This window comes from Georgenia sp. Z1491 (genome assembly GCF_057652395.1).
Genome location: NZ_CM172729.1, coordinates 1,494,511 through 1,521,120 on the forward strand (window position 1 = coordinate 1,494,511; position 26,610 = coordinate 1,521,120).

Genomic DNA, 26,610 nt, shown 5'->3' on the forward strand with positions numbered 1-26,610 from the left:
TGGCCTCGTCCCGTGCGCGTCCTCTAGTGCTGCGTCATGCCGCTCACGCTACGAGGGTGGCCACGGGTGTGTCGCGTCTTTTTCCGCCGACCGCTCAGAGCGACCCGGCGGACCGGAAGACGTCGACGAACGCCGAGGCGGCGGGGCTCAGCTCGCCCGACCGGTGCATGGCGACCACCGTCAGCCCGACCTCGGTGCGCAGGTCGTTGACCTGGAGGCCGGCGTGGCGGGCGAGCGAGCGCCAGCCCTCGGCCATGATCGCGGTCCCCGTCCCCGCGAGCACCATCGGCAGGATGGCCTCGCGGTGCTCGGACTCGATCGCGACGGACGTCGAGCGGTTGGTCGCGACGACCTCGTCGGCGACCTTGCGCATCCCCGTCCCCTCCTGGCCGGCGATGAGGCGGAGCCCCTCGAGGTCGGCGTAGGTCAGCGCCCGGCCCGCGGGCAGGCTGCTGTCGCGCGGGGCGACGACGATGAAGCCCTGGTGCGTGACGGGCACGAGGGTGAGGCTGCCGGAGTCGATCGGCGTCGTCGTGGCCGCGACCCCGACCTCGACGGTCCCGGACAGCACGAGTGTGCTCACCGTCGACGGCGTGCCGGCCGCTCGGATGACGATCTCGACGAGCGGGTACCGGCGCGTGAAGGCGTCGAGCACCGCCGGGAGCGGGTCGACCGCCTGCGACGGCATCGTCGTGATGACGAGGCGCCCCTGGCGCAGCCCGGAGACCGCCTCGACGTTGGCGCGCGACAGCGCGAGCCAGTGCAGCACCTGCCGGGCGGGGGAGACGAGCGCCTCGCCCGCGGCGGTGAGCCGGAGCGAGCGGCCCGTGCGCGTGAACAGGTCCGTCCCCAGGCTGCGCTCCAGGTTCTTGATCGACTGCGACACGGACGGCTGCGCGACGAAGAGCTTCTCGGCGGCCGGGTGCACCCCGCCCTCGTCGACCACGGCGAGGAAGTACTCGAGCTGTCGGGCGTCCATGACGGGACGATACCGAGGCGCGACCTATCAGAGCGCCGATCCTGCTCGGTCTGAACGGCCACGATTCGCTGGGACGATAGCTGCTGCCTATCTGAATGATCCGCAACTCGTCTTGGACGCGCTGCGCTGCCACGCGCTTCACTGTCCGGGTCGCTGCGAGGACGCAGCGCACAGCCGCAGCCGCACAGGAGCGTGTCGTGACGAAGTCGTTGAGCATTGCCGTCATCCCTGCCGACGGGGTGGGGCGTGAGGTGGTCGAGGTCGGCCGGCAGGTCCTCGAGGAGGCCGTCGCCGCGACCGGCGGGGACGCGGACCTGACGTGGACCGAGTACCCGTGGGGCTCCGAGTACTACGCCGAGCACGGCACGATGATGGCGGCCGACGGCCTCGAGCGGCTCAGGGAGCACGACGCGATCTACTTCGGCGCCGTCGGCTGGCCCGGCGTCCCGGACCACGTGAGCCTGTGGGGCCTGCGGCTCGCCATCTGCCAGGGGTTCGACCAGTGGGCGAACGTCCGGCCGGTCGTGTTCCACCCCGGGATCACCAGCCCCTTGCGCAAGGCCGACACCACGCCCCTGGACTGGGTCGTGGTCCGGGAGAACAGCGAGGGGGAGTACGCGGGCATCGGGGGCCGGAACTTCTCGGCCCGCGACGGCGGCGAGGTCGCCGTGCAGAGCTCGCTGTTCACCGAGTCCGGCTGTGAGCGCATCATGCGCTTCGCGTTCGACCTCGCCCGCACGCGGGACCGCAAGAAGGTCGCGAGTGTGACCAAGTCCAACGCACAGCAGTACGGCATGGTCCTGTGGGACGACGTGTTCCGCCGGGTCGCCGCCGACTACCCGGACGTGGAGACCGAGAGCGTGCTCGTCGACGCGATGGCGGCGAAGTTCGTCCTGCGTCCTGAGGAGCTCTCGGTGGTCGTCGCCTCCAACCTCAACGCCGACATCCTCTCCGACCTCGGCAGCGCGCTCGCCGGCAGCCTCGGGCTGGCCAGCAGCGCCAACCTCGACCCCGACCGCCGCTTCCCGTCGATGTTCGAGCCGGTCCACGGGTCGGCGCCCGACATCGCCGGGACCGGGGTCGCCAACCCCATCGGCGCGGTGCTCAGCGGTGCGCTCATGCTCGACCACCTCGGCCTGACGGACGCCGGCGACGCGGTGCGGGCCGCCGTCGACGCCGTGACGGGCTCCGGCGTGCTCACCCCCGACCTCGGCGGCACCTCGGGCACAGCCGACGTCACGTCCGCGCTGCTCGCCGAGCTGCGCTCCGCCGGCGACGCCGCGACCGCCCGGGCCGGTGCAGGAACCGCCGCCCGCTGACCGGCTGGCCGGGCCCGCCCCGGCCGACCATCCGGCGACGACGCGCCCACCGCGTCGCCGCCACGCGCACGACGCACGTACCCGGTTCGCACGACACGATCCAACGGAGGACGAGAGATGAACCGACCGACGAAGACCGCGGCGCCGCTCCTGGCCGGCGCGCTCCTGCTGGCCGCCTGCGGCGGTGGCGGCGGCGATGCCGCCGACTACCCCGAGCAGCCGATCGACTACGTCGTCGCCTTCGACGCCGGCGGCGAGTCCGACATCACCGCGCGCCTCCAGCAGAACCCCCTGGCGGAGGCCCTCGGGGTCGACATCACCGTCTCCAACCAGCCCGGCGGCGGCGGCGCGCTCGCGTGGTCCGAGCTCACCCGCACCGCGCCGGACGGCTACACCGTGATGGGCCACAACATCCCGCACATCATCCTCCAGCCGATGATGCGCGACGACGCCGGCTACGAGACCGACGACCTCGAGCACGTCTACTTCTTCCAGAGCACGCCGAACGTGCTCATGGTCAGCGCCGACAGCGAGATCGAGACCTTCGCGGACTTCGTCGAGGAGGCCCAGGCGAACCCCGGCACCCTGTCGATCGGCGGGTCGGGCGACTACAGCGCCAACCACGTCGGCACCCTCCTGCTCAACGACGAGGCGGGCATCGAGACGACCTACACCCCGTTCTCTGGGACCGGCGCGGCGACCCCGGCGCTCCTCGGCGGCCACGTCGACGCGCTCATGACCTACACGCCGATGATCGACCAGCTCGGCGACCAGGTCCGCGTCCTCGCCGTCGCGACGGAGGAGCGCCTCCCGCAGTGGGAGGAGTACGAGACCTTCATCGAGAATGACGTCGACCTTGCCGACGGCGCCTACCGTGGTGTCGCCGTCCCGCCCGAGACGCCGCAGGAGATCATCGACCAGCTCGTCGCTGCCTTCGAGGAGGTCAACGAGGACGAGGAGCTCGTCTCCCAGTTCGAGCAGCAGGGGTTCGTGCTCGAGAACATCGGGCCGGACGAGGCCCGGGAGCTCATCGACGAGCGCCGCGAGGTCTACACCGACCTGTTCGAGCGTCTCGGCCTGCTCTGACCACCGGCGGCTGAGAGCAGAGACCATGCTGGAGATGCTCGGCCAGGGACTCCTGGCGAACCTCGCGCCGTCCACGCTGCTCCTCGTGCTCGTCGGCACGGCGGGCGGCATGGCGATCGGCGCCATGCCAGGACTGAGCGCCACGATGGGACTGGCGCTCCTGGTCCCCTTCACGTTCACGATGGACCCGACGAACGCGATGGTCCTGCTCGGGGCCTTCTACATGGGGGCCATCTACGGCGGCTCGTTCACCGCGATCCTCGTCAACGCCCCCGGCACGCCGTCGTCCGTCGCGACCGCGTTCGAGGGCTACAAGATGACGAAGAAGGGCAAGAGCGAGCTCGCGGTCGTCGCCGCCACCATGGGTTCGCTCGTGGGCGGCATCGTCGGCGTCGTCGCGCTCATCTTCCTCGCCCCGCCGCTGGCGGACTTCTCGCTGCGGTTCGGCCCCCAGGAGTACTTCTGGGTCGCCATCTTCGGTCTGACGATCATCGTCAGCATGTCGACCGGCTCGATCCTCAAGGGGGTCATCGGCGGTGCCATCGGACTGCTCCTGGCGACCATCGGGATCGCGCCCGTCGGCGGCGACGTCCGCTTCACCTTCGGCGAGCCGATGCTCCAGGGCGGTGTCCCGCTGGTGCCGGCGATGGTCGGCCTCTTCACCATCCCCGAGGTCATCAAGCTCATCGCCCGCAAGGGCCGCGAGGCGGAGATGGAGCTGGCACCGAAGGAGCGCGACAGCGTCTGGCGGATGATCGGCCAGACCGTCGGCAAGCCGTTCAACGCCATCCGCTCGGCCGTCATCGGCACCGTCGTCGGCATCCTGCCCGGGGCCGGGGGCAGCGTGGCCAACCTCGTCGCCTACAGCGAGGCAAAGCGAGCCTCGAAGGTCAAGGAGAACTACGGCAAGGGCGAGGTCGAGGGCGTCGTCGCCGCCGAGTCCGCGAACAACGCCACCGTCGGCGCCGGCCTCATCCCCACGTTGACGATCGGTGTGCCGGGCACGCCGCCGGACGCGATCATCCTCGGAGTCCTGCTGCTGCACGGGCTCCGCCCCGGCGCCGAGCTCTTCGAGACCTCGGGCGACCTCGTCGGCACCCTCATCGTCGCGCTCGCGGTCTCCGCGATCATGATGGTGCCCGTCGGGCTCATCGCCGGCCGCGGCCTGCAGCGCGGCGTGCTCGCGCTTCCTGCCCGCTACCTCGCGCCCGGGATCATGGTGCTGACCATCGTCGGTGCGTTCGCCGTCCGCTCGTCGGTCGTCGACGTCGTCATCATGCTCGTCCTCGGCGTGCTGGCGTACCTCCTTGGGCTCGTCGGGATCAGCTCCGCACCGATCGTGCTGGGACTGATCCTCGGCACGATCGCGGAGACCGGTCTCGTCCAGGGCCTGCTGACGTCGCAGGGCGACGCGACCCCGTGGCTGTCCTTCTTCACCCGCCCGATCAGCATCGTGCTCATCGCGATGACCGTGATCTCGCTGCTCTGGCCCGTGATCCAGGGCATTCGGAAGAGGCGCGGGACGGCCACGGACCTGGAGTCCGAGCTGACCGAGGCGCACGAGGCGGAGAAGGCGTCGGCACTGGCCGACGACGACACGGTGGTGTCCGACGCTCACGCTGCCAACGACCACGACGGGGCCACCACCGACCGTGGCCAGGCCGAGCACCGAGGCGGAAGGGACTGACATGGCACGCGTTCTCACGGCCTCGTCCAAGGTCAACATCCTCGTCGGTGCCCTCGTCGTCGCCGTCGCCGGCGTCTTCTGGAGCCAGCGCAGCTACACGACGCCCTACGGGGGAACGTTCCCCGACCCGATCATCCTCGTCCTGGGCGTGCTGGGACTCGTCCTCGTCGTCCTCGGTCTCCTCGGCAAGGACGTGAGCGGCGGAGACGACCAGGACCTCGAGCGGCTTCCGGTGCTCCGGCTGCTCGTCGCCGTCGCGGTGCTCTCGGGCTGGGTGCTCTCGCTGCCCTTCCTGGGGTACGTGGTCGGCGGCATCGTGTTCTTCGTCCTCACCGCGTTCCTTATGCGCAAGGAGCGCCCCACCTGGAAGGGCGTCGTCCTCGACGTCGCCGTCGCGGTGGTGCTCCTGGTCGTCTTCAACTACCTGTTCGCCGAGTTCCTGTACATCCGGCTGCCCGTCCTGGGCCTCTGAGACCGAGCACGACGACGTCCCGCGCGGGGCGGGCGTCGTCCCGCCCGCACCCGCCCCGGACGCCCGTCCCCACCGAGAGGAAGCCCATCCATGAGGATCGTCGAGATCCGCGAGCGCACGTTCCCGATCAGCTCGCCCATCCGCAACGCCTACATCGACTTCAGCAGGATGACCCTGAGCCTCGTCGCCGTTGTCACCGACGTCGTGCGCGACAGCCGCCCGGTCGTCGGGTTCGGCTTCAACTCCAACGGGCGGTACGGGCAGGGCTCGATGATGCGTGAGCGGTTCATCCCCCGCGTGCTCGAGGCCGACCCGGCCTCGCTTCTGGACGAGACCGGGGAGAACCTCGACCCGTCGGCCGTGTGGGACGCCATGATGTCCAACGAGAAGCCGGGCGGCCACGGTGAGCGGTCCGTCGCCGTCGGGACCATCGACATGGCGGTGTGGGACGCGGTCGCCAAGATCGCGGGCGTGCCGCTCTACCAGCTCCTCGCCGACCGGTACGGCGACGGGACGCCGGACCGCGACGTCTTCGTCTACGCGGCCGGGGGCTACTACTACCCCGGTCAGGACCTGCGTGCGCTGCAGGACGAGATGCGCGGCTACCTCGACCGCGGGTACACCGTCGTGAAGAAGAAGATCGGCGGCGCCGACCTGGACACCGACCTGCGGCGGATCGACGCCATCCACGAGGTCATCGCGGGGCGCGCCACCCTCGCCGTCGACGCGAACGGACGCTTCGACCTGGAGACCGCGCTGCGGTACGGGGAGGCGCTGAGCGACTACGACCTGTTCTGGTACGAGGAGCCGGGGGACCCGCTCGACTTCGAGCTCCAGGCGCAGCTCTCCCAGGCCTACCGGGGGGCGATGGCCACGGGCGAGAACCTCTTCTCCGCCCAGGACGCGCGCAACCTCATCAGGTACGGCGGGATGCGACGCGACCGCGACTGGCTGCAGTTCGACTGTGCCCTGAGCTATGGGCTCGTCGAGTACCTGCGCATCCTCGAGATGCTGCGCGAGCACGACTGGTCCCCCCGGCGCTGCATCCCGCACGGCGGTCACCAGATGTCGCTGAGCATCGCGGCCGGGCTCGGCCTGGGAGGCAACGAGTCCTACCCCGACCTGTTCCAGCCGTTCGGCGGGTTCCCCGACGGGGCCCGGGTCGTCGACGGGAAGGTCACGCTGCCCGAGCTGCCCGGCATCGGGTTCGAGGGCAAGTCCGACCTGTTCGAGCTGATGGCGGACCTGGCGGGCTGAGCCGGCCCGGGCCTGCGGTCAGCCGATGTTGAACATCCAGCCGATGCCGTACCTGTCGGTGACCATCCCGAACGAGGCGCCCCACGGCGCCTCCTCGAGCGGCTGCGTGGCCTCGCCGCCCTCCGCGAGCGCGTGGAACGCAGCGGTCAGCGCCTCCTTGTCCTCGGCGTCCCCGACCAGGGAGATCTGGACGCTGCTGCCGGGCGTGTGCGGCATGTCGGCGGGGACGTCCGCGGCCATGACCTGGAAGCCGAACGGGGTGGTCAGCTGGGCGTGCATGACGAGGTCCGCCTGCTCCGGGGGAACCATGAGCTCGCCTCCGGTGCTCTGCGCGAACGAGGCGTGCGTGTCCACCTCGAGCTCGCCGCCGAGCACGGACCGGTAGTGCTCCATGGCCTCGGCCGCGGTGCCCTGGAAGTTGAGGTAGGGGACGAGTGTGACGGTCATACGGGTTCCTCCCGTGCGACGCCGCCCGGCGGGCGACTCGTTGTCCGGCGCCCACGGCGTCGCAGGCACCCGTCGACCGATGCGCGGTCGACGCCTCACACGCTAGCGCCGGTCACCGACACCGGGAACCCCGGCGGGCCGGCTCCGGTCCGCCCGTGTGGGCGGGTGCCCTGCGCGCGGGAGCCGGCCCGCCCCGCGGGCAGTGACCAGGCGGGCTCGTTCGCGCTCACCCCGCGGGTCGATCGCCGACGGCCCAGCCCTGCCGCACGTGGCGGACCGTCAGGCGCGCGGCCTCGGCGATCACGCGCGCAGCCTCGCCCGACACGAGGGTCGACGCCCCGGCGTCGGGCAGGTCGGAGCCGAGGGCGGCGAAGCCGATCTCCTGGCCGCCGATCCGCAGCAGCCCGGCGTCGTGGCGCAGCCCCGGCAGCTCACCGGGCTTGTGCAGCACCTCGACACCGGGTGGGACGCCCGCCGGTATCCGGTCGTTCGCCGTCTGCTCGGCCAGGATCGTCAGCAGCACCTGCGTCGAGCGACGCGTGAGGAGCTCGCCCGCCCCGACGCGCCGGTAGAGCACCGCGAGCTCGCCCGCGGACGCGACGTTGTCCCGACCCTCACGCGCGGCGGCCGCATCCATCATCCGCCGGCGCAGCGCGGTGGTGCGCAGCCCCAGGGCCGCGACGTGCTCGCCCAACGCGTCCAGGCCGAGCAGGTCGATGAGCATGTTGGTGGCGGTGTTGTCGCTGACGGCGAGGCAGAGCGTGAGCGTCTCGCCCAGCGTGAGCGCCTCGACCGACCCCAGCAGCCGCAGCGTCCCGGACCCCCCGGTACGGACCTCCGGGACCGTCAGCCGCTGCCCCAGGTCGAGCCGCCCGGCGTCGACCTCGCGCAGGACGGCCACCGCCAGCACAGTCTTGACGGTGCTGGCGGCCGGCACGGCGTCGTCGGCGCGCGCGCCGGCCTCCCAGGCCGCCGTGGAGACCGCGAACGACCAGGTCCCCGGGGAGCGCTCGGCGAGCTCGGCCAGCGCCGGCTCGAGCGCGTCCGGCGCCGCGCGTGGACGGCCGGTCACAGCACGAGCAGGAACAGCGCCGCGAACATCACCAGCGTGGCCGCCATGACGGTCCAGCCGTTGATGAGCATCATCTTGAGGTTGGACGACCGGGCGAGGCCCATCTGCGCGATCATGTCGGCGTTGGGGAACGGGCCGAACCAGTCGATCTGGCTGCCGCCCAGCAGCGCGGCCGCCCACAGCCCCGGCGGGATACCCAGCGACATGGCCAGCGGCGCGAACAGCTGGTTGATGAGGACGACCTGCGCCACGGCGGCCCCGGCGATGCCGATCCAGCCGACGACGAGCACGAGCATGAGGAAGCCCCACGGGCCGACGCTCTCGAGGGTGGGCTCGAGCGCGGAGAGCATGCTCTCGTACGCCCCGGAGCCCTCCATGACGACGAGCAGCGGGTTGAACAGCCAGAACAGCAGGAACAGCCAGACGAGGCTGCCGGCACCGCGGAAGAACGCGTCCATCACCCTGGGGGCGGCCAGTCCCGCGGCCAGCGCCGTGGTCACGGTAGTGACGAGCATGGTGACGATCGCCCAGGTGAAGCCGGGCTCCAACCAGATGCCGAGCGCCGTCATCACGAGGATCGTGCCGATGAAGGCGAGTGCGGCGCGCTTCTCGCTCGCCGTCGAGGGGCGGTCGAGCTCGGAGCGGGCGGCGACCTCCTCCTCGTACTGGTCGCCGGCGGTGCGGCGATGGATCACGCGCGCCATGACGAACCCGACGCCCCACACCACGACCGCCATCGGCAGACCGGCGTGCAGGAGGTAGTCGACGTAGCTGATCTCCGCGGCGCGCATGATCGAGACCACCGGCGGCGTGTACGGCCCGATGACGAGGCCCGCCGCACCGGCCGTGTGCAGCATGATCGCCACGGCCGGCCGGGACCGGCTCGCGGCCGCCGCCACGGGGATGACCAGCGGCGCGAGGATGGCGTTGGCGCCCGCGAGCGTGCCCAGCGCGCCGACGAGGACCGTCGAGGCGAGCATGATGCCGACCTGCGCGCGCCCCGGGGTGCTCATGCCCACTCTGCGGAGCAGGACGGCGACGAGCGTGCGGGCCGCCCCGGTCTCCGAGGCGACGGCGCCGAGGCCGCCGCCGAGCATGATGATGAGCCCGACGACGGCGATGAACGACCCGAGCGACTCGGACATCAGGGTGCCCGCCTCGACCGGCGTGGTCCGGGACATGACGAGCGCGACGAGCAGGGCGATCGCCGTCGACAGGACGACGTTGAGCTCGAGGAGGACGAGCACGGCGTACACCACGACGGGGAACAGGCCCCACATGCCGAGCTGGCCGTCCACGGTCAGGGCGACCACCACGGCGGTGACGAGCCCGCCGAGGGCGACGACCATCCCGATGCGCTGACGCAGGGCCGACGCCCCGTGCTCGAGCCTCTCGTCGGAGGCAGGGACAGGGTGACTCATCGGTTCCTCCGTGAGGTCGGGACGTGGTCGGAAGCGGTCGGTCGAGGCGGCCGGTCGGTGATCACGGTGCCGTGGCGGGAGTCGGTGACCCGGCCGCCCACCACGGCGGGGCGACCGCCGACCCAGACGTGCTCGACGCCGTCCGAGAGCTCCCACGGCTCCTCGAACGTCGAGCGGTCCGCGATCGTCCTCGGGTCGAACGCCACGAGGTCGGCGCGCGCACCGACCCCGAGGACGCCGCGATCGGCCAGGGCGAAGCGTGAGGCCGGCAGCGAGGTCATCCGCCGCACGGCCTCGGGCAGGTCGAGCAGACCGCGCTCGCGCACGTACCGGCCGAGCACGCGCGGGAAGGTCCCGAAGTTGCGCGGGTGGGGATGACCCGCACCCCGGGCGCGCAGCACCCACCCGTCGGAGGCGACGGCGCACAGCGGATGCGTGAGCACGGCCTCGACGTCGGCCTCGGCCATCGCGTGGGCGACGACGGTGACCGCACCGGATCCCCGACGGAGCAGCTCGGCGGCCGCCCGGCCCGGCGTGGTGCCCCTGTCCCGGGCGACGTCGGACAGCGACCGGCCGACCACTCCGGCCGGCCCCTGGTCGCCTCCCGCCGCGTCCCGCCCGCCGACCGCGGCGACGACCAGCCGGTCCGGCTCGAAGAGCGGCTGGGCGCCGGCGTCGAGCTGGTCGCTCAGTTCGCTGCGGCGCCGGTCGTCGGAAAGAATCTCGAGCAGTCCGTCGACCCCGGCCGCCATCGCCCAGGCGGGCAGGCGGCTCGTCAGCGTCGTCGAGGAAGCGGTGTAGGGGTAGACGTCGAAGCCGACGTCGAAGCCCTCGTCGACCGCCGCCTCGATGAGGGCGATCGCCTCGTGGACCCGTCCGTGGTTCGCGGCACCCAGGGCCTTGAGGTGGGAGATCTGCGTGCGCACCCCGGTGGCCCGGGTGATCGCCAGCGCCTCGTCCACCGCCTCGAGCAGCGAGCCCGCCTCGTTCCGCACGTGCGTGGAGTACGTGAGCCCGAGCTCGGCCGCGACCTCGGCGACGGCCACGAGCTCCTGCGTCGTCGCGAAGGAGCACGGGGCGTAGGTCAGCCCAGTCGAGTAGCCGCGGGCCCCCTGGGCCGCGGCGTCGGCGAGGAGGCCGCGCATGACGTCGATCTCGCTCACGGTGGCCGGGCGGTCGTTCGGGCCGACGGCGGCGAGCCGGAGCGCGGAGTGGCCGACCTGCAGCGCGAGACCGACGCCGGTCCCGCGCTCCTGCACCGTCCGGGCGAAGGAGCCGGGACCGGTCGCGTCCCAGGGGACCTCGGGGGAGAAGAACGACGACGCCGAGGGCAGGTCCGGGCCGCCGTCGTGCGGGAACGGCGACCAGCCGCAGTTGCCGGACACCAGCGTGGTCACGCCCTGCGTGAGGACGGTGGTGGCGGCCGGCGAGCCCCACAGCGAGAAGTCCGCGTGGGAGTGGATGTCGACGAAGCCGGGAGCAAGGACGAGCCCGGTGAGGTCGATCCGCTCGCGGGCCGGCGGCTCGGGCGCGTCCGGGCGCAGCAGGAGAACGACGCGGCCGTCGTCGACCCCCACCGTGCCGGCACGCAGGGGCGCACCGGTGCCGTCGGCGAGAGTGGCACCCACGAGCAGCAGATCGACCTCGGACATCTCCTCGCTGAGACTCATCGGAGCGACCCTAGGGACGAGCCCGACCGGTCAGCATCCCCCCGGAGGGAGGAGACAGGGCGCCGGCGCCTCGGTCCGCCGGGCCCCGGGCGTCCGTGAACAGCGCCCTGCGCGTGGGCAGGCCCAGCTTGCGCAGGACGTTGCGGACGTGCGTCTTGACGGTGGAGACCTCGAGGAAGAGCTCGGCGGCGATCTCGGGGTTCGTCCGGTGCTCGAGGAGCAGACCGAGGACCTCCCGCTCGCGCTCGGTGAGCCGGGCCTCGTTCCCGAGGGAGGAGGCCGCGGCCGGCCGCGCGGCCCCGGCACCGCCGGCCGCGCCTGGTCCGCCGGCCGCGCCCGGTCCGCCGGCCGCGCCCGAGACGGTGCGCAGGGCCTCGACGAGCGCCGGTCCGTCCGTCGTCTTGGGGATGACCGTCACCTCACCCGACCGCACCAGGCCGGCGGTGGGGACGTCCTCGCTGAAGGCCGTGTAGAGCACGAGCCGCGCGTCGCACACGGCACGCAGCCGACGGCCCAGGTCGATCCCGATGAACTCCCCGCCGAGACGTGCCGGCAGGAGGACGACGTCGGGGCCCAGGCGGCCGGCCGCGCGCAGCGACTCCGCCGCCGAGCCGGCCTCGCCGACGATCTCCATGTCCGGCCGGTGCATGAGCAGGCTCTTGATGCCCCACAGGACGACCGGATGGTCGTCGACGAGCAGCACCCGGGTTCGCCCGTCCACGCCCATCTCCTCCCTGCGCTCCTCCCGACGGGGTGATCCCGCGCCCGGGAGGGCCTACCTACCGTCGCTCCATGACGGATCCGGACGAGTCAGGTTCTCATACCGCGGCGGCAGGAGGCGGGACCCATGACGTCGTCGTGGTCGGCGCCGGTGTGGTCGGGTCGACCGTCGCGCGGCACCTCGCGGCGGGCGGCCGTTCGGTCGTCGTGCTCGATGCGTCGGACGATGTCGGAGGGGGCTGCAGCTACGCCAACGCCGCCCTGCTGGCCCCCGCCCACGTCGGGCCCCTGTCGACGCCGGGCGCCCTGCGGGACGCCGCCCGGCAGCTCGGTCGCCGCCCCCCGGCGGTCCGCGTGCACCCCGACCCGAGCCTCGCCGGGTGGGCGACGCGCCTCCTCGCCGCGGCCGCGTCCGGGCGCGTCGCGGCCACCGCGCAGGAGCTCGGCCGGCTCGCGCACCGCAGCGCCGAGCTCCACGAGGAGCTGCACCGCTCGGGGCTCAACGACTCCTGGTCGCGGACCGGGTCGGTCGACGTCCGGCTCACCGGCGCCGGGCGCGCCCGGCGCGGCGTGGCGTCCGCTCTGTCCGGGGCCGAGCTGCGCGCGCTCGAGCCCGCACTGGGCCCGGTCGTCGGCGGAGACCTGCATCCGCACGAGGCCGTGACGGAGAGTCGCGGGTTCGTCCGGTCGATGCTCTCCTCGTTGCGCGACAACGGCGGCGAGGTGCGGTTCGGGACCCGCGCGACCGGGCTCGACGTCGCCCGCGGCGCGGTCGTCGGGGTGCGGACGGACCGCGGGCCGCTCATCGCGCGCCACGTCGTCGTCGCCGCGGGACTCGGGAGTGCGGCGATCGCCCGGGATGCCGGCCTGCGGCTGCCGCTGCGCGGCGGTCGCGGGTACGTCGTCGATCTCGCCCGCGGACCGGGCGACCCCGCCGTGGCCGTCCGGCTCGTCGAGCACCGTGTGGTCGTCACCCCCATGCAGGACCGGGTCCGGGTGTCGGGGTACCTCGAGCTCGGCGCGGAGGGACGTCCCCTCGACCGTCGTCGCGCGGCCGACCTCGTCCGGGTCGCCGCGCGGGCCGTCCCCGCGCTCACGGGCCGCGTGGTCGTCGACACGTGGGCGGGGGAGAGGCCCGTCCTGGCCGACGGCCTGCCGGCCATCGGCCCGTCGGCGGCGGCGGACGGCCTCGTCCTCGCCGTCGGGCACGGGATGTGGGGGCTCGTGCTCGCGCCCGTCACCGCCGAGCTCGTGGCCGGGCACGTGGACGGCTCCGCCCCTCACCCCGTGCCGGGTCTGTCGCCGGACCGGTTCACCCGCGGCCTGGCCCCCGGCCGGGCGGCATGACCCGGGACGCGGCGTGCCGCGCCCCGCACCCCTGTTGCGGGTGTGACTCATGGTGTCCACGTGACGCGACTGGCCGATGAATCGGCGCCACACCGCCGATTTCTGCCTGCCGAAGCACGCATGGGGCCAGATCTGTGCGTAGTCTCGTCGCACTGCGCTCCACCGGGCGCTCACCACGTACGACGAGAGGGATTACATGTCCGTCAACCGCACCGAGCTCGTGGCCGCCATCGCTGAGCGCGCCTCCCTGACGAAGGCTCAGGCCGACTCCGCCCTGGGCGCCTTCCAGGACGTCCTCATCGAGTCGCTCAAGGCCGGCGACCCCGTCAAGGTCACGGGCCTGCTCTCGGTCGAGCGCGTCGAGCGCGCGGCCCGCACCGGCCGCAACCCGCGCACGGGCGAGGCCATCGAGATCCCCGCCGGCTACGGCGTCAAGGTCTCGGCCGGCTCCAAGCTCAAGGACGCCGTCTCCTCGAAGTGACCTCGGGCTCCGCGACGGGCGGGTGGTGGCTGCCGCCGCCCGCCCGTCGTCGTTCCGGCTCGAGCCGAGCCGCCGCACCTGGCCGGCGCGACACACCCGCGTGGTCTTCGCGACGCCTGAGGGGACTGCCGGGCGCGTTGACCGAGACCTAGACTGGCGGTCATGAGCTCCATCCCGGACGAGAACCAGCCGCACGCCGCCCCGGCGGGCCCGGCGACCTCCACGGACGTCCTCGAGCGCACCGAGACGGAGCACGAGGAGCGGCTCGACGCCGGCGACGCCGAGCGGTACGCCCACTACGTCCGCAAGGACAAGGTCGAGGCCGGGCGGCCCGTCATCGCCCTGTGCGGCAAGGTCTGGACGCCGGGCCGTGACCCGAAGAAGTTCCCCGTCTGCCCCACCTGCAAGGAGATCTACGAGGGTCTCGGCGGCGGCGAGGGCTCAGGTGGCGGACGCCGCGGCTGGCCGTTCGGCCGGGGCCGCGGGGAGTGACCGCCCGCCAGACGTCCAGGTCGGAGCCGACCCCCCAGCACGCGGGACCGCCCGCGCCCCAGGCGCCGTCGACCGCCGCGGCCGAGCAGCTCTCGCCGGCCTTCCCGCAGCGTGCCGCCTGGGGCACGGTCGCTCCGCTGCGTGCCTGGCAGGCCGAGGCGATCGACCGGTTCCGCGAGCTCGACGCCCGGGACTTCCTCGCCGTCGCGACCCCCGGCGCGGGCAAGACGACCTTCGCGCTGCGGGTCGCCACCGAGCTGCTCTCGACCGGTCAGGTGCGGCGCGTGAGCGTCGTGTGCCCGACCGAGCACCTGAAGTCCCAGTGGGCGGCCGCGGCCGAGCGCGTCGGCATCTCGCTCGACCCGTCCTTCACCAACGCCCAGGGGCGCCACGGGGCGCACTTCGACGGCGTCGCCCTCACCTACGCGCAGGTGGCCGCCAACCCCGCGCTGCACCGGGCGCGCACCGAGACCGAGCCCACCCTCGTCATCCTCGACGAGGTGCACCACGGCGGGGACGCGCTGTCCTGGGGCGACGCCGTCCGGGAGGCCTTCGAGCCGGCGCGTCGCCGCCTGGCCCTGACCGGCACCCCCTTCCGCTCCGACACGGCCGCGATCCCGTTCGTCGACTACATCGCCGGCGCCGACGGCATCCGACGCTCCCGCGCCGACATCACCTACGGGTACGGTCAGGCGCTCGCTGACGGCGTGGTCCGGCCCGTCATCTTCCTCGCCTACTCCGGGCTCATGCGGTGGCGCACCCGCACGGGCGACGAGATCGCCGCCTCGCTCGGCGAGCCGCTGACGAAGGACCAGACCGCCCAGGCCCTGCGCACCGCGCTGGACCCCGACGGCGAATGGGTGCCGTCGGTGCTCGCGGCCGCCGACGCCCGGCTCACGGAGGTGCGGCGGACCGTCCCGGACGCGGGCGGCCTCGTCATCGCCACCGACCAGGCGGCCGCTCGCGCCTACGCGCGGGTGCTCGCCGGGATCGCGGGCGAGGAGCCGGTCGTCGTCCTGTCCGACGACGCCGGCTCGTCGGACCGCATCGAGGACTTCGCCCGCGGCGAGCAGCGCTGGATGGTGGCCGTGCGGATGGTGTCCGAGGGTGTCGACGTGCCCCGGCTCTCCGTCGGCGTGTACGCCACGACGACCGCGACCCCGCTGTACTTCGCGCAGGCCGTCGGACGGTTCGTCCGCGCCCGGCGCCGCGGGGAGACCGCATCGTTGTTCCTACCCTCGGTGGGTCCGCTCCTGGCGCTCGCCGGCGAGCTCGAGGCCGAGCGGGACCACGCCCTCGACCGACCGGTGCGGGAGGAGGAGTTCGTCGTGCCCGAGGACGCGCTCCTGGCAGAGGCGAACCGCGAGGAGAAGGCCTCCGACGAGCTCGCGCTCCCCGGCTTCGCCGCCCTCGGCTCGCAGGCGACGTTCGACCGGGTCCTGTTCGACGGCGGGCACTGGGGCACCGAGGCCGACGTCGGGTCGCCCGAGGAGCAGGAGTACCTCGGCATCCCCGGGCTGCTCGAGCCGGAGCAGGTGACGACGCTGCTGCGCGAGCGGCAGGCCAAGCAGGCTGCCGCGCAGAAGGACCAGGCGGCGGCCGCGCGTCGTCGGGCGGCGAACGCGGGGGTCGACGAGCACAAGCGGCGCGCCCAGGCCCGCAAGGAGCTGTCCTCCCTGGTGTCCGCGTGGTCGCGCCGGGCGGGGACGCCCCACGGTGTCATCCACACCGAGCTGCGCTCGCGGTGCGGCGGCCCGGAGGTGGCCACGGCGTCGACGGAGGAGATCGAGGCACGCATCGCGCTCGTGAGGAAGTGGTTCGTCGGCGGTCGCTGACCCCCGCCACCGACGAGTGAGCGGAGTTCTGCTCGGCGAGTGCGCGCGACGCCCGGACGGGGAGGACTGCCACGGCCCGCGGGCACCGGCGCGTGAGAACCTTGACCACGCACCGACGAGAAGCACGACCGAGGAGGACCCCGTGGGCTGGTGGCTGACCCCGTTGCTGCTCGGCGCGCTCGCGATCGTCGTCGGCGTCCACGAGCACGAGATCGGCTGGCTGCAGTGGATCGGCGTTGGGCTGGTCGTCGTCGGGCTCGCCGTGTCGATCGCCCGGCCCGGTGGCACGAGGCAGAAGACGGGGCGCCCGTCGGACGTCCGGGGCGCGGCCGGCCCGTACTTCAGCTGACCTGGGCGGGTCGACAGCCGCACACTCGCTGACCACCATCCGCAGTCCCGGCGACCCGGGGGCAGGGACGCGAGACCCCTCGGCTGCTAGGTGTCGTCGCTCGCGTCGACGTCGACGTGCCGGGTCGGGATCGCCGGCTCGCCCTCCGAGAGTCGCCATGCCGGGTACGGCAGCGCCGCGCGCGCCTCGGCGTGCCGTTCCCGGGCGGCCCCGAGCGCACCCGGGCCGTGGTGCTCGGCGACCGGTTCGCCGCCGACGACGAGGTCGACCATGAGGCGGCGCGCCCCCTGTCGGTCGACCTCCGCCCACACCTGCTCCGACGACGTCCCGGACACGACGAGCTCCTCGACCGCGCGGCCGGCGCCGTCGACGATCCGGCCCGCCCGCTTGAGCCCGCCGACCGACTTCTTCGACGTCGACCGCTTGGCCACCTCGTGCGGCCGGCCGTCCGCGCCCACGCGGGAGACCAGCTTGTAGACGAGCTCGGCGGTCGGGTGTCCGGAGCCGGTGACGAGCTTCGTCCCCACGCCGTAGCTGTCCACGGGCGCGGCGTTGAGCGCGGCGATCGCGTACTCGTCCAGGTCGGAGGTCACGGTGATCCGCGTCGTCGTGGCGCCGAGCGCGTCGAGCTGCGCGCGCACGGTGAACGCCTGCGCCACGAGGTCGCCCGAGTCGAGGCGCACAGCACCGAGCTCGCCGCCGGCGGCGCGCGCGGCCGCGACCGCCAGCTCGACCCCGCGCTCGACGTCGTAGGTGTCCACGAGCAGCGTGGTCCCGGGCCCGAGGGCGTCGACCTGGGCGGCGAACGCCTCCTCCTCGGAGTCGTGGAGGAGGGTGAACGAGTGGGCGGCCGTGCCGATCGCGGTGATGCCGTACCGGCGGCCGGCCTCGAGGACCGAGGTCGCGGAGAAGCCGCCGACGACCGCCGCGCGAGCCGCGGCCACCGCGGCGTCCTCGTGCGTACGGCGGGCCCCCATCTCCAGCAGCGGCCGACCGTGCGCCGCCGTCGCCATTCGGGAGGCCGCGGCTGCCACGGCGCTGTCGTGGTTGAGGATCGACAGCACGAGCGTCTCGATCACGACGGCCTCGAGGAACGTGCCCTCGACCACGACGATCGGCGACCCGGGGAAGAACACCTCGCCCTCGGGGTAGCCGACGACGTCCCCGGTGAACCGGTACTCGCGCAACCGGTCGATCGTCTCCTCGGAGACGATCTGCTCGCGGTGGAGGTAGTCGAGCTCGGCGGGGCCGAACGTGAAGTCGCCGAGCGCATCGAGGAGACGTCCCACGCCCGCGACGACGCCGTACCGCCGCCGCGGCGGGAGCCGGCGGTTGAACACCTCGAAGACGCTGCGACGCTCGGCGGTCCCGGAGCGCACTGCGGCCTCGACCATGGTCAGCTCGTACATGTCCGTCTTCAGCGCGGTCGATGCGCGGGGGCTCATGGACAAAGGTTAGTCGCGAGGGGTCGGCGTCGCCGCGCCCGGACCGCGCGAGGCCGTGACCCCGGCGGCGGACGTTATCGTGGACGCCATGGTCCGACCCGTGGCACCGGCCGCCCCGGAGGCTCCCGCGGCCCCGGAGACCGACCGGCTCGCCGAGGCGAGCGCCGAGCCCGAGGCGCGGCGGGCGCCGGTCTGGCGCTGCGTGGTGCACGACGACCCGGTCAACCTCATGACCTACGTGACGTGGGTCTTCCGCACCTACTTCGGCTATCCGGAGGCGCGGGCCCGCAGCCTCATGCTCCAGGTGCACCAGGATGGCCGCGCGGTCGTGTCGACCGGCTCGCGCGAGTCGGTCGAGGCGGACGCCGCGGCCATGCACGGGTACGGGTTGTGGGCCACGATCGAGGAGGGCGAGGACTGACATGGACCCCTTCCGCCGCGTGCGGGGCGGCATCGCCTCGCGCCTCGACGTCCATGAGCGGCTCTTCCTCGCCCGGCCCTTCTCCGACGTCGCCTCGCTCCTGGGGCACGGCGAGCCGCCGGGCGAGACGGAGGGCGCCGGCACGGCGCCCGGTGACGCAGGAACCGACGGTCGAGGCGCCGCGGGCACCGAGCCCGCGCCCCCCACGGGCGACGACGCCGTCCTCGCGGCCCTCGACTTCGTCCCCACCGATGCCGGACCCGCCGGCGACCGGCCGCCGACCGACCCGGCGCTCGCCCGCCTCCTGCCCGCGATGTCCGAGGACGAGTCGATCGCCGGCGAGCTGCGCGAGCTCACCGAGGCGCCGCTGCGCGCCGAGAAGATCCAGCGCCTCACGGCGGTCGTCGAGGAGCTCGACACCCCGACGGGCCCCGACGGCGCGTTCCTCGTCCGCGACGGCGAGGAGGCCGACGTGCTGCGCGCCGTCAACGACGTCCGCCTCGTGCTCGCCACGCGGCTCGGTCTGGGGGACACCCTCAGCGACGAGGAGCTCTACGCGCGCGCCGAGGCCGCCGGCTCGGGCGCCACGGACGGGCCCGACGCGGTCCTCGAGGCCATGGCGATCCTTTACACGTCCTTGACCTGGTGGCAGGAGTCACTGATCAACGCGCTGCACACGCGACCCCGGTCGAACTAGCGTCGTCGCCATGAATGATGCGCCGATCGGCATCTTCGACTCCGGCGTCGGAGGCCTGACGGTCGCTCGTGCCGTCATCGATCAGCTCCCGCACGAGCAGGTCGTGTACATCGGTGACACGCGCAACAGCCCCTACGGCCCGCGCCCCATCGGGGAGGTCCGCCAGCTCGCGCTCGAGGTCATGGACGAGCTCGTCACCGCCGGTGTCAAGCTCCTCGTCATCGCCTGCAACTCCGCCTCGGCAGCCGTCCTCGCGGACGCACGCGAACGGTACGCCCTCGACGCGGGGGTGCCCGTCGTCGAGGTCATCCGACCGGCCGTGCGGCGTGCGGTCGCAGCCACCGGCACCGGACGGGTCGGCGTCATCGCCACGCGCGCGACCGTCGACTCCGGTGCCTACCGAGACGCCTTCGCCGCGGCTCCCCGCCTGGACCTGACCATCGCTCCTGCGCCGCGGTTCGTCGAGCTCGTCGAGGCGGGCATCACCTCGGGCCCCGAGGTGCTCGAGATCGCGGAGCAGTACCTCGCGCCCGCCAAGGATGCCGACGTCGACACCCTCGTGCTGGGCTGCACCCACTACCCGCTGCTGACGGGGGCGATCTCCTACGTCATGGGACCCGACGTCACCCTCGTCTCCTCCGCGGAGGAGACCGCGAAGGACGTCTACCGCACGCTTGTCGCCCACGACATCGAGCGCAGCCCTGCCGCCGGGCCGCCGCAGCACAGGTTCCTGTCCACCGGGGACCCCGAGGAGTTCGAGCGGCTCGCGCGCCGCTTCCTCGGTCCCGAGGTCAGCAGCGTCGAACCCACCAGCCGAGGGGCGGTCGCGCTGTGAGGCTCACCGTCATCGGCTGCGCCGGATCGATGTCCGGACCCGACTCCGCGGCGTCGGCCTACCTCGTCCAGGCGAGCGGCCCCGGTCCGGACGGCACGGAGCGGGTGCACTCGATCGTCCTCGACCTGGGGCCCGGGGCGATGGGCGCCATGCTCAACCACGTGGACCCGGCCGACCTCGACGCCCTCGTGCTGGGCTGCACCCACTACCCGCTGCTGACGGGGGCGATCTCCTACGTCATGGGACCCGACGTCACCCTCGTCTCCTCCGCGGAGGAGACCGCGAAGGACGTCTACCGCACGCTTGTCGCCCACGACATCGAGCGCAGCCCTGCCGCCGGGCCGCCGCAGCACAGGTTCCTGTCCACCGGGGACCCCGAGGAGTTCGAGCGGCTCGCGCGCCGCTTCCTCGGTCCCGAGGTCAGCAGCGTCGAACCCACCAGCCGAGGGGCGGTCGCGCTGTGAGGCTCACCGTCATCGGCTGCGCCGGATCGATGTCCGGACCCGACTCCGCGGCGTCGGCCTACCTCGTCCAGGCGAGCGGCCCCGGTCCGGACGGCACGGAGCGGGTGCACTCGATCGTCCTCGACCTGGGGCCCGGGGCGATGGGCGCCATGCTCAACCACGTGGACCCGGCCGACCTCGACGCCCTCGTGCTCTCCCACCTGCACGCCGACCACATGGTCGACCTCATCGGCATGCAGGTCTACCGCCGCTGGCACCCGGACGGTCCGCTTCCCGCGCTGGCGGTCCACGGGCCGGAGGGCACCCTCGGGCGCACCCGTGACGTCGGCGGCGACGGGCCCGACGAGGACTACTCCGACGTCCTGACCTTCCACGCCCTTGCCACCGGTACGCCCGTGCGGATCGGACCGATGACGGTCGAGGTGTTCGACGCGCGGCACCCCGTGCCGGCGTTCGGCATCCGGGTGACGGGACCCGCGGAGGACGGCTCGGGCAGCGTGACGCTCGGTTACACGGGGGACACCGACTCGTGCCCCGGTCAGGACGAGATGGCCCGGGGCCTGGACCTCCTGCTGGCCGAGGCGGCCTTCCAGGAGGGTCGGGACGAGGCGCGCGGGATCCATCTGACCGGTCGCAGGGCCGGCGAGCTTGCCGTGACGGGTGGGGTGGGCCGGCTCGTCCTCACGCACGTCCAGCCGTGGACCGACAAGGCGACCGTGGTGGAGGAGGCCCGCGGCGTCTACGAAGGGCCCGTCGATCTCGCGGCCCCGGGCGCCACCTGGGTGCTCTGACGGGAGTCCGGGAGCCGGCACGCACCCCTTTCTGTGTTGCAGGTCTCCGACCGCCGGAGGAGGATGAGCCCCGGGAGGTCCTCCGGGTCGCCACGGAGCTGCGGCTACGGAGGTGACCTCCCGCCACGCCCCGTCCTCGGTGGCCCTACCGCCGTGCCCCGACCGCGGTGGCCACCCGGTGGTCGTGCCTGCGGACGCCTGCGGCGCACCGTTAGCCTGCACGCGTGATCGCACCAGGAGACCGCGCGTCCGACCCGCTCGATCCCGCCGCGCAGGAGGCGGCACCGCCGCAGGCCCCGCCCTCCGCGCCACCCACGGCCACGACGACGACCGGCGCGGGTTCCGCCTCGGGAGTTCCCGACGCCATGCGGGCCGACGTCCGGCTGCTGGGCAACATGCTCGGCCAGGTCCTCAAGGAGTCCGGCTCGGACGGGCTCTACGACGACGTCGAGACGCTGCGGCAGCTCGTCATCGACGCCCGCCGGGCCAGCAGCGCGACGGACATCGCCCGCGCCGAGGAGGTTGTCGCCGGCTTCACGCCCGAGCGGGCGATCGAGGTGGCGCGCGCCTTCTCCTGCTACTTCCACCTCGCCAACCTCGCCGAGGAGCAGCAGCGCGTGCGCGTGCTCCGCGAGACCGAGGGCGGCGGTGCCCGCGGCTTCGAGTCCCCGAGCTCCCTGCCGGGCGCCGTGAGGGCGCTCGCCGAGGAGGTCGGTGAGGACGAGGCGCGCCGCCGCCTCGGCGATCTGCGCTTCCACCCCGTGTTCACCGCGCATCCGACCGAGGCCCGGCGTCGTGCCGTGACCCGCGCGATCGGCACGATCGGCAGACTCATCGACGCTCGTGACGACGACCGGCTCGGCCCGTTCGCCCTCGCCGAGATCGACCGCGACCTGCTCGCGTCGGTCGACACGCTGTGGCGCACCGCGGAGCTGCGGCCGTACAGCCCCGGCCCGCTCGACGAGGTCCGCACCCTCATGCAGACCTTCGACAGCTCGCTGGTGCACATCGTGCCCGCCGTGTACCGGCGCCTCGACGACGCGCTGGACCCCGAGGGTGCCGGCATCGCCGATCCGATCGCCCCGGCGTTCGTCCGCCTCGGCAGCTGGATCGGCGGCGACCGCGACGGCAACCCCAACGTCGTCTCTCCGCTGACGATCGAGGCCGCGCAGATCATGTCCGAGCACGCGCTCGCCACGATCGGTGAGCGCACGCGCGACGTCGCCATGCACCTGACCGTCGCGGACACGCTGGTCGCCCCCGACGACGCCGTCTCGCGCCTGTGGCAGCTGCAGCGTCAGCTCAGCCCGAAGGTCGCGGAGCGGGCCGCCGCGATGTCGCCGGGGGAGACCCACCGCCGGGTCCTGCTGTTCGTCGCCTCCCGCCTGGACGCCACCCGTGAACGTGACGCCGACCTCGCCTACGCCGACCCGGAGGAGGCGCTGGAGGACATCCGCACCGTCCGCTCGTCGCTCCTGGCGGCGGGTGCGCGCCGGGCCGCGAACGGCGACCTCGCCGACCTCGAGCGGCAGCTCGTCACGTTCGGCTTCCACGGCGCAGAGCTGGAGATGCGGCAGCACTCGAAGGTCCACCGCCAGGCGCTCGCGATCCTCGACGGTGAGGTGGACCCCGAGGAGCACCCGCCGGCCGTGCCCGTCGAGGAGGTGCTCGACACCATGCGCGCCGTCGCGCTCGTCCAGCGGCGGCTCGGGCAGGGGGCGGCCGGTCGCTACCTCGTCTCCTTCACGCAGTCGAGCGAGGACATCGCCAACGTCTACCGGCTCGCGCGGATCGCTGCCGGCGACGGTCGCCACGCCCCGGTCATCGACGTCGTGCCCCTGTTCGAGACGTTCGAGGACCTGCGCAACGCGCCGCGGATCCTCACCGAGATGCTCGACATCCCGGACGTGCAGGAGCGGCTGGCCGCGAACGGCCGGAAGATCGAGGTCACGCTCGGCTACTCGGACTCCGCCAAGGACGTCGGCCCGGTGGCCGCGACGATCGCGCTCTACGACGCCCAGCGGCAGATCGCCGACTGGGCCAAGGAGCACGACATCTCGCTCACCCAGTTCCACGGCCGGGGCGGCGCCCTGGGCCGCGGCGGCGGCCCCGCCCACCGTGCCGTGCTCGCGCAGCCTCCCCACAGCGTGGACCTGCGGTTCAAGGTCACCGAGCAGGGCGAGGTCATCTCCGCGCGGTACTTCAACCGGGCCATCGGCATCCGGCACATCGAGTCGGTCGCGGCCGCCACGCTCATGGCGTCCGCCCCGAGCGTCGAGCAGCGCAACGCCGAGGCGGCCGAGCGGTACGCCGAGCTGGCCGAGCGCCTCACCGTCACCTCCCGCGAGCGGTTCGACGCGCTCGTAGGTGCCGAGGGCTTCCCCGCCTGGTTCGCGCAGGTCACGCCGCAGGAGGAGGTCGGGCACCTGGCCATCGGCTCGCGACCCGCCAAGCGCGGGCTGTCGGTCGAGTCCCTCGACGACCTGCGGGCGATCCCGTGGAACTTCGCCTGGTCGCAGGCCCGCACGAACCTCACCGGCTGGTTCGGGCTGGGCACGGCGCTCGCCGAGGTCGGCGACGTCGAGCTGCTGCGCTCGGCCTACGCGCAGTGGCCGCTGTTCGCCACGATGGTCGACAACATCGAGATGTCCCTGGCCAAGGCCGACGACCTCATCGCCGCCCGCTACCTCGCGCTCGGTGACCGGGACGACCTCGGCGAGATGGTCCTCGAGGAGCTCGAGCTCACGCGCCGGTGGGTCCTGCAGGTCACGGGCCAGGATCAGCTGCTCGACTCACACCGCGTGCTGGGCCGCGCGGTCGCCCTGCGCAACCCGTACATCGACGCGCTCTCGCTGCTCCAGCTGCGGGCGCTGCGGGTCCTGCGGGGGAGCGGATCCGGCAGCGAGGGGACGGACGAGGTGGCGGACGACGTCGCCCCGGAGGTTCACGAGCTGCTCCTCATCACGCTCAAGGGCGCGGCGGCTGGGCTGCAGAACACGGGGTGACCGCGGCGCCGCGACGTCGTCGAGCGTGCGGTGGGGGGTCGTCGAGCGTGCGGTGGGGAACGTGCCGGGCGGGCGGTTCGTCGTCGACCCTGGAGTCGTCCTCGCGTTCGGTGGTCGTCCGGCCCGGGCCGGAGTGCCCGCCGGTAGCCTCGACGCCATGACCAACGACTCGAGCAGCACCGCCACGCCCCGACCCGACGGCCGCGCACCCGACCAGCTCCGCGACGTCCGGATCACCCGGGGCTGGCAGAAGGCGGGCGAGGGGTCGGTCCTCGTCGAGTTCGGCGACACCCGGGTGCTGTGCGTGGCCTCGTTCACGGCGGGTGTGCCGCGCTGGCGCAAGGACTCCGGCGAGGGCTGGGTGACCGCGGAGTACGCGATGCTTCCGCGCGCCACGAACGACCGCTCCCAGCGCGAGTCCGTGCGCGGAAAGATCGGCGGGCGCACGCACGAGATCAGCCGGCTCATCGGCCGCTCGCTGCGCGCGGTGGTGGACATGTCCGCGCTCGGGGAGAACTCGATCGTCCTGGACTGCGACGTCCTCCAGGCCGACGGTGGGACCCGCACCGCCGCGATCACCGGCGCGTACGTGGCGCTCGCGGACGCCATCGCCTGGGGCCAGCGCGAGGGGCACGTCCGCAAGGGCGCCGGCGTGCTCAAGGACTCCGTCGCAGCCGTCTCGGTCGGCGTCGTCGACGGACGCCCGGTCCTCGACCTGCCCTACGTCGAGGACGTCGCGGCGGACACCGACATGAACGTCGTCACCACGGGCTCCGGCACGTTCATCGAGGTCCAGGGCACGGCCGAGGGCGAGGCGTTCGACCGCGCCGAGCTCGACTCCCTGCTCGACCTCGCGCTCGCCGGCACCGCGCGCCTCACCGAGCTCCAGTGCGACGCCCTCGCGACGGGCTCCGACGCGTGACGGGACCCGGGGTCCCGACGCCGGGATCCGCGGCGGGTGGGCCGGGGCCCGTCGCGCACGTCCCGACGCCGGAGCCCACCCAGGGCGAGCCGCGCAGGCCCCGGCTCGTGCTGGCCACCCACAACCTCGGCAAGCTCGCCGAGCTGCGGGAGATCCTCACCCCGCTCGTCCCCGGTCTGGTGCCGGAGGAGATCGTCACGGCAGGGGAGCTCGGCATCGAACCTCCGGTGGAGGACGGCGTGACGTTCGAGGACAATGCCCTGCTCAAGGCCCGGGCGATCGCCGCGGCCTCCGGCCTGCCGGCCGTGGCCGACGACTCCGGTCTCGCCGTCGACGTGCTCGGCGGCGCGCCCGGCGTGTTCTCCGCGCGCTGGTCCGGCCGGCACGGGGAGGACGCCGCGAACAACGCGCTGCTGCTCGCCCAGCTCGCCGACGTGTCCGACGAGCATCGCGCGGCGCGGTTCGTGTGCGCGGCCGCGCTCGTGGTGCCCGGTGCTCCCGGCGCGACACCGGTCGAGGTCACGCGGCGCGGCGAGATGCCGGGGCGCCTGCTGCGCGAGGCGCGGGGGAGCGGCGGCTTCGGCTACGACCCGCTGTTCCTGCCCGACGGCGAGACGCGGTCCGCGGCCGAGCTCGCGCCCGCCGAGAAGCACGCGATCAGCCACCGGGGTGCGGCGTTCCGTGCCCTCGCCCCCGATGTTGTGCGCGTGCTCGACGCGCGCTGACTCCCGGTCCGATCAGCCCCCGGTGCGGCCCGCGCGTGCGGCGGCCTGCCGCGCGACGTCGGGCCGGTGGTGCGCCACCCACTCGCCGATCCGGTGGCGCTCCCATCGCTCGTCGAACTGGGACAGCGGGATCGCCGTTCTCGACTCACCGGTGTCCGGGTCGGTGCCGTAGCGCGCAGGGTCCTGGGCGTAGGTGCGCTCCGCCAGCGGACCGCCCGTGACCTCCGTGGTGCCGCGACCGACCAGTCCTAGGCCCTCGCGGCGGAAGGCGCTGAACCCCTCCGTCGGAGCGCCGCCTCCGAGCGGGGTGATCGTCGGGATCACCTCGGCCGCGCGGACGTCGTCCCACGCCATCCGCCGGACGGACGAGTCACCGACGTACTCGACGCCGTCGGGGGACAGGGTGAGCGACAGGCCGGCCGCGGAGTCGCGGGCTGCCCGCCGGCCCAGCCAGGCGATGAGCGCGGTCGACACGGCGGCGGCACCCAGTGCGACGAGCAGCGACCACGGGATCCCCGCGAGCGCGAAGAGGGGCCAGTAGACCAGGGCGGTCGCGACGAGCAGGCCTGCTATCCGAAGGGGCGTGCGTGTGACCGTCTCGGCCGCGTGTCGGGAACCGGCGACGGCGACGAACCGCTCGGCGGTCACGAAGTCCTCATCCATCCAGTCTC

At 73.4% G+C, this 26,610-nt stretch carries 25 protein-coding genes and 1 pseudogene; 18 read left to right on the top strand and 8 right to left on the bottom strand.

Translation table 11 applies throughout. The annotated features are described in order from the left end of the window. Positions 1-94: 94 nt before the first annotated feature. On the bottom strand, positions 95-979 hold the full coding sequence (locus AC24HA_RS07000; protein WP_425708164.1) for a LysR family transcriptional regulator: 885 nt from the start codon (positions 977-979) through the stop codon (positions 95-97). Positions 980-1,176: 197 nt separating this feature from the next. On the opposite strand from AC24HA_RS07000, the gene AC24HA_RS07005 reads away from it, so the two are divergent. From AC24HA_RS07005 to AC24HA_RS07025, 5 genes are all read left to right on the top strand, one after another. Next, the gene (locus AC24HA_RS07005) at positions 1,177-2,298 is read left to right on the top strand and encodes a tartrate dehydrogenase (protein WP_425708163.1); all 1,122 of its coding nucleotides are present in this window, start codon (positions 1,177-1,179) and stop codon (positions 2,296-2,298) included. 117 nt (positions 2,299-2,415) lie between these two features. Continuing rightward, positions 2,416-3,384, top strand: a complete 969-nt coding sequence (locus AC24HA_RS07010) for a tripartite tricarboxylate transporter substrate binding protein (protein ID WP_425708162.1) — start codon at positions 2,416-2,418, stop codon at positions 3,382-3,384. 25 nt (positions 3,385-3,409) lie between these two features. Then, complete coding sequence (locus tag AC24HA_RS07015) at positions 3,410-5,071, top strand: tripartite tricarboxylate transporter permease (RefSeq protein ID WP_425708161.1); 1,662 nt, start codon at positions 3,410-3,412, stop codon at positions 5,069-5,071. Position 5,072: 1 nt separating this feature from the next. Beyond that, positions 5,073-5,543 (top strand): tripartite tricarboxylate transporter TctB family protein, encoded by a 471-nt coding sequence (locus AC24HA_RS07020; protein ID WP_425708160.1) that lies wholly within the window; start codon positions 5,073-5,075, stop codon positions 5,541-5,543. A 90-nt stretch (positions 5,544-5,633) separates the two neighbouring features. After that, positions 5,634-6,800: a mandelate racemase/muconate lactonizing enzyme family protein gene (locus tag AC24HA_RS07025; RefSeq protein WP_425708159.1), complete on the top strand. Its 1,167-nt coding sequence runs from the start codon at positions 5,634-5,636 to the stop codon at positions 6,798-6,800. An 18-nt stretch (positions 6,801-6,818) separates the two neighbouring features. Here the strand turns inward: AC24HA_RS07025 and AC24HA_RS07030 are convergent, their stop codons facing one another. The 5 genes from AC24HA_RS07030 to AC24HA_RS07050 all read right to left on the bottom strand — a co-directional run bounded on the left by AC24HA_RS07030 (position 6,819) and on the right by AC24HA_RS07050 (position 12,131). Beyond that, on the bottom strand, positions 6,819-7,247 hold the full coding sequence (locus AC24HA_RS07030; RefSeq protein WP_425708158.1) for a VOC family protein: 429 nt from the start codon (positions 7,245-7,247) through the stop codon (positions 6,819-6,821). Positions 7,248-7,473: 226 nt separating this feature from the next. Beyond that, on the bottom strand, positions 7,474-8,319 hold the full coding sequence (locus AC24HA_RS07035) for a serine hydrolase (RefSeq protein WP_425708157.1): 846 nt from the start codon (positions 8,317-8,319) through the stop codon (positions 7,474-7,476). Further along, positions 8,316-9,740, bottom strand: a complete 1,425-nt coding sequence (locus tag AC24HA_RS07040; RefSeq protein ID WP_425708156.1) for an SLC13 family permease — start codon at positions 9,738-9,740, stop codon at positions 8,316-8,318. Before AC24HA_RS07040 ends, AC24HA_RS07035 begins: the two co-directional genes overlap by 4 nt. Continuing rightward, complete coding sequence (locus AC24HA_RS07045) at positions 9,737-11,410, bottom strand: N-acyl-D-amino-acid deacylase family protein (protein WP_425708155.1); 1,674 nt, start codon at positions 11,408-11,410, stop codon at positions 9,737-9,739. Before AC24HA_RS07045 ends, AC24HA_RS07040 begins: the two co-directional genes overlap by 4 nt. Positions 11,411-11,420: 10 nt before the next feature. Then, entirely contained in the window at positions 11,421-12,131 is a 711-nt protein-coding gene (locus AC24HA_RS07050) for a response regulator transcription factor (RefSeq protein ID WP_425708154.1), read from the bottom strand. A 71-nt stretch (positions 12,132-12,202) separates the two neighbouring features. On the opposite strand from AC24HA_RS07050, the gene AC24HA_RS07055 reads away from it, so the two are divergent. From AC24HA_RS07055 to AC24HA_RS07075, 5 genes are all read left to right on the top strand, one after another. Next, positions 12,203-13,477 carry an NAD(P)/FAD-dependent oxidoreductase gene (locus AC24HA_RS07055; RefSeq protein WP_425708153.1) on the top strand — a complete coding sequence of 425 codons (1,275 nt, stop codon included), beginning with the start codon at positions 12,203-12,205 and terminating at the stop codon, positions 13,475-13,477. A gap of 196 nt (positions 13,478-13,673) precedes the next feature. Continuing rightward, positions 13,674-13,958, top strand: a complete 285-nt coding sequence (locus AC24HA_RS07060) for an HU family DNA-binding protein (protein ID WP_425708152.1) — start codon at positions 13,674-13,676, stop codon at positions 13,956-13,958. Positions 13,959-14,120: 162 nt separating this feature from the next. Next, complete coding sequence (locus tag AC24HA_RS07065; RefSeq protein WP_425708151.1) at positions 14,121-14,450, top strand: DUF3039 domain-containing protein; 330 nt, start codon at positions 14,121-14,123, stop codon at positions 14,448-14,450. Next, the gene (locus AC24HA_RS07070; RefSeq protein WP_425708150.1) at positions 14,447-16,285 is read left to right on the top strand and encodes a DEAD/DEAH box helicase; all 1,839 of its coding nucleotides are present in this window, start codon (positions 14,447-14,449) and stop codon (positions 16,283-16,285) included. Before AC24HA_RS07065 ends, AC24HA_RS07070 begins: the two co-directional genes overlap by 4 nt. Before the next feature lie 142 nt (positions 16,286-16,427). Further along, on the top strand, positions 16,428-16,634 hold the full coding sequence (locus AC24HA_RS07075) for a hypothetical protein (protein WP_425708149.1): 207 nt from the start codon (positions 16,428-16,430) through the stop codon (positions 16,632-16,634). A gap of 86 nt (positions 16,635-16,720) precedes the next feature. Here AC24HA_RS07075 and AC24HA_RS07080 read toward each other — a convergent pair whose 3' ends face one another. Next, complete coding sequence (locus AC24HA_RS07080) at positions 16,721-18,079, bottom strand: nicotinate phosphoribosyltransferase (RefSeq protein WP_425708148.1); 1,359 nt, start codon at positions 18,077-18,079, stop codon at positions 16,721-16,723. 88 nt (positions 18,080-18,167) lie between these two features. On the opposite strand from AC24HA_RS07080, the gene clpS reads away from it, so the two are divergent. The 8 genes and pseudogenes from clpS to rdgB all read left to right on the top strand — a co-directional run bounded on the left by clpS (position 18,168) and on the right by rdgB (position 25,939). Beyond that, the gene (gene clpS / locus AC24HA_RS07085; RefSeq protein WP_425708147.1) at positions 18,168-18,500 is read left to right on the top strand and encodes an ATP-dependent Clp protease adapter ClpS; all 333 of its coding nucleotides are present in this window, start codon (positions 18,168-18,170) and stop codon (positions 18,498-18,500) included. Position 18,501: 1 nt separating this feature from the next. Next, positions 18,502-19,197: a DUF2017 family protein gene (locus AC24HA_RS07090; protein ID WP_425708146.1), complete on the top strand. Its 696-nt coding sequence runs from the start codon at positions 18,502-18,504 to the stop codon at positions 19,195-19,197. A 10-nt stretch (positions 19,198-19,207) separates the two neighbouring features. Beyond that, the gene (gene murI / locus AC24HA_RS07095; RefSeq protein ID WP_425708145.1) at positions 19,208-20,032 is read left to right on the top strand and encodes a glutamate racemase; all 825 of its coding nucleotides are present in this window, start codon (positions 19,208-19,210) and stop codon (positions 20,030-20,032) included. 176 nt (positions 20,033-20,208) lie between these two features. Further along, positions 20,209-20,496, top strand: a pseudogene (locus tag AC24HA_RS07100) (glutamate racemase); the annotation flags it as partial. Then, positions 20,493-21,287 carry an MBL fold metallo-hydrolase gene (locus tag AC24HA_RS07105; protein WP_425708605.1) on the top strand — a complete coding sequence of 265 codons (795 nt, stop codon included), beginning with the start codon at positions 20,493-20,495 and terminating at the stop codon, positions 21,285-21,287. The pseudogene AC24HA_RS07100 and the gene AC24HA_RS07105, both read left to right, overlap by 4 nt. A 365-nt stretch (positions 21,288-21,652) precedes the next feature. Continuing rightward, entirely contained in the window at positions 21,653-24,292 is a 2,640-nt protein-coding gene (locus tag AC24HA_RS07110) for a phosphoenolpyruvate carboxylase (RefSeq protein WP_425708612.1), read from the top strand. Positions 24,293-24,449: 157 nt separating this feature from the next. Further along, positions 24,450-25,214 (top strand): ribonuclease PH, encoded by a 765-nt coding sequence (gene rph, locus AC24HA_RS07115; protein WP_425708604.1) that lies wholly within the window; start codon positions 24,450-24,452, stop codon positions 25,212-25,214. 107 nt (positions 25,215-25,321) lie between these two features. Beyond that, complete coding sequence (gene rdgB / locus AC24HA_RS07120; RefSeq protein ID WP_425708611.1) at positions 25,322-25,939, top strand: RdgB/HAM1 family non-canonical purine NTP pyrophosphatase; 618 nt, start codon at positions 25,322-25,324, stop codon at positions 25,937-25,939. Between the two features lie 12 nt (positions 25,940-25,951). On the opposite strand, the gene AC24HA_RS07125 is transcribed toward rdgB, so the two are convergent. Then, positions 25,952-26,602 (bottom strand): hypothetical protein, encoded by a 651-nt coding sequence (locus AC24HA_RS07125; protein ID WP_425708603.1) that lies wholly within the window; start codon positions 26,600-26,602, stop codon positions 25,952-25,954. Positions 26,603-26,610: the final 8 nt, after the last annotated feature.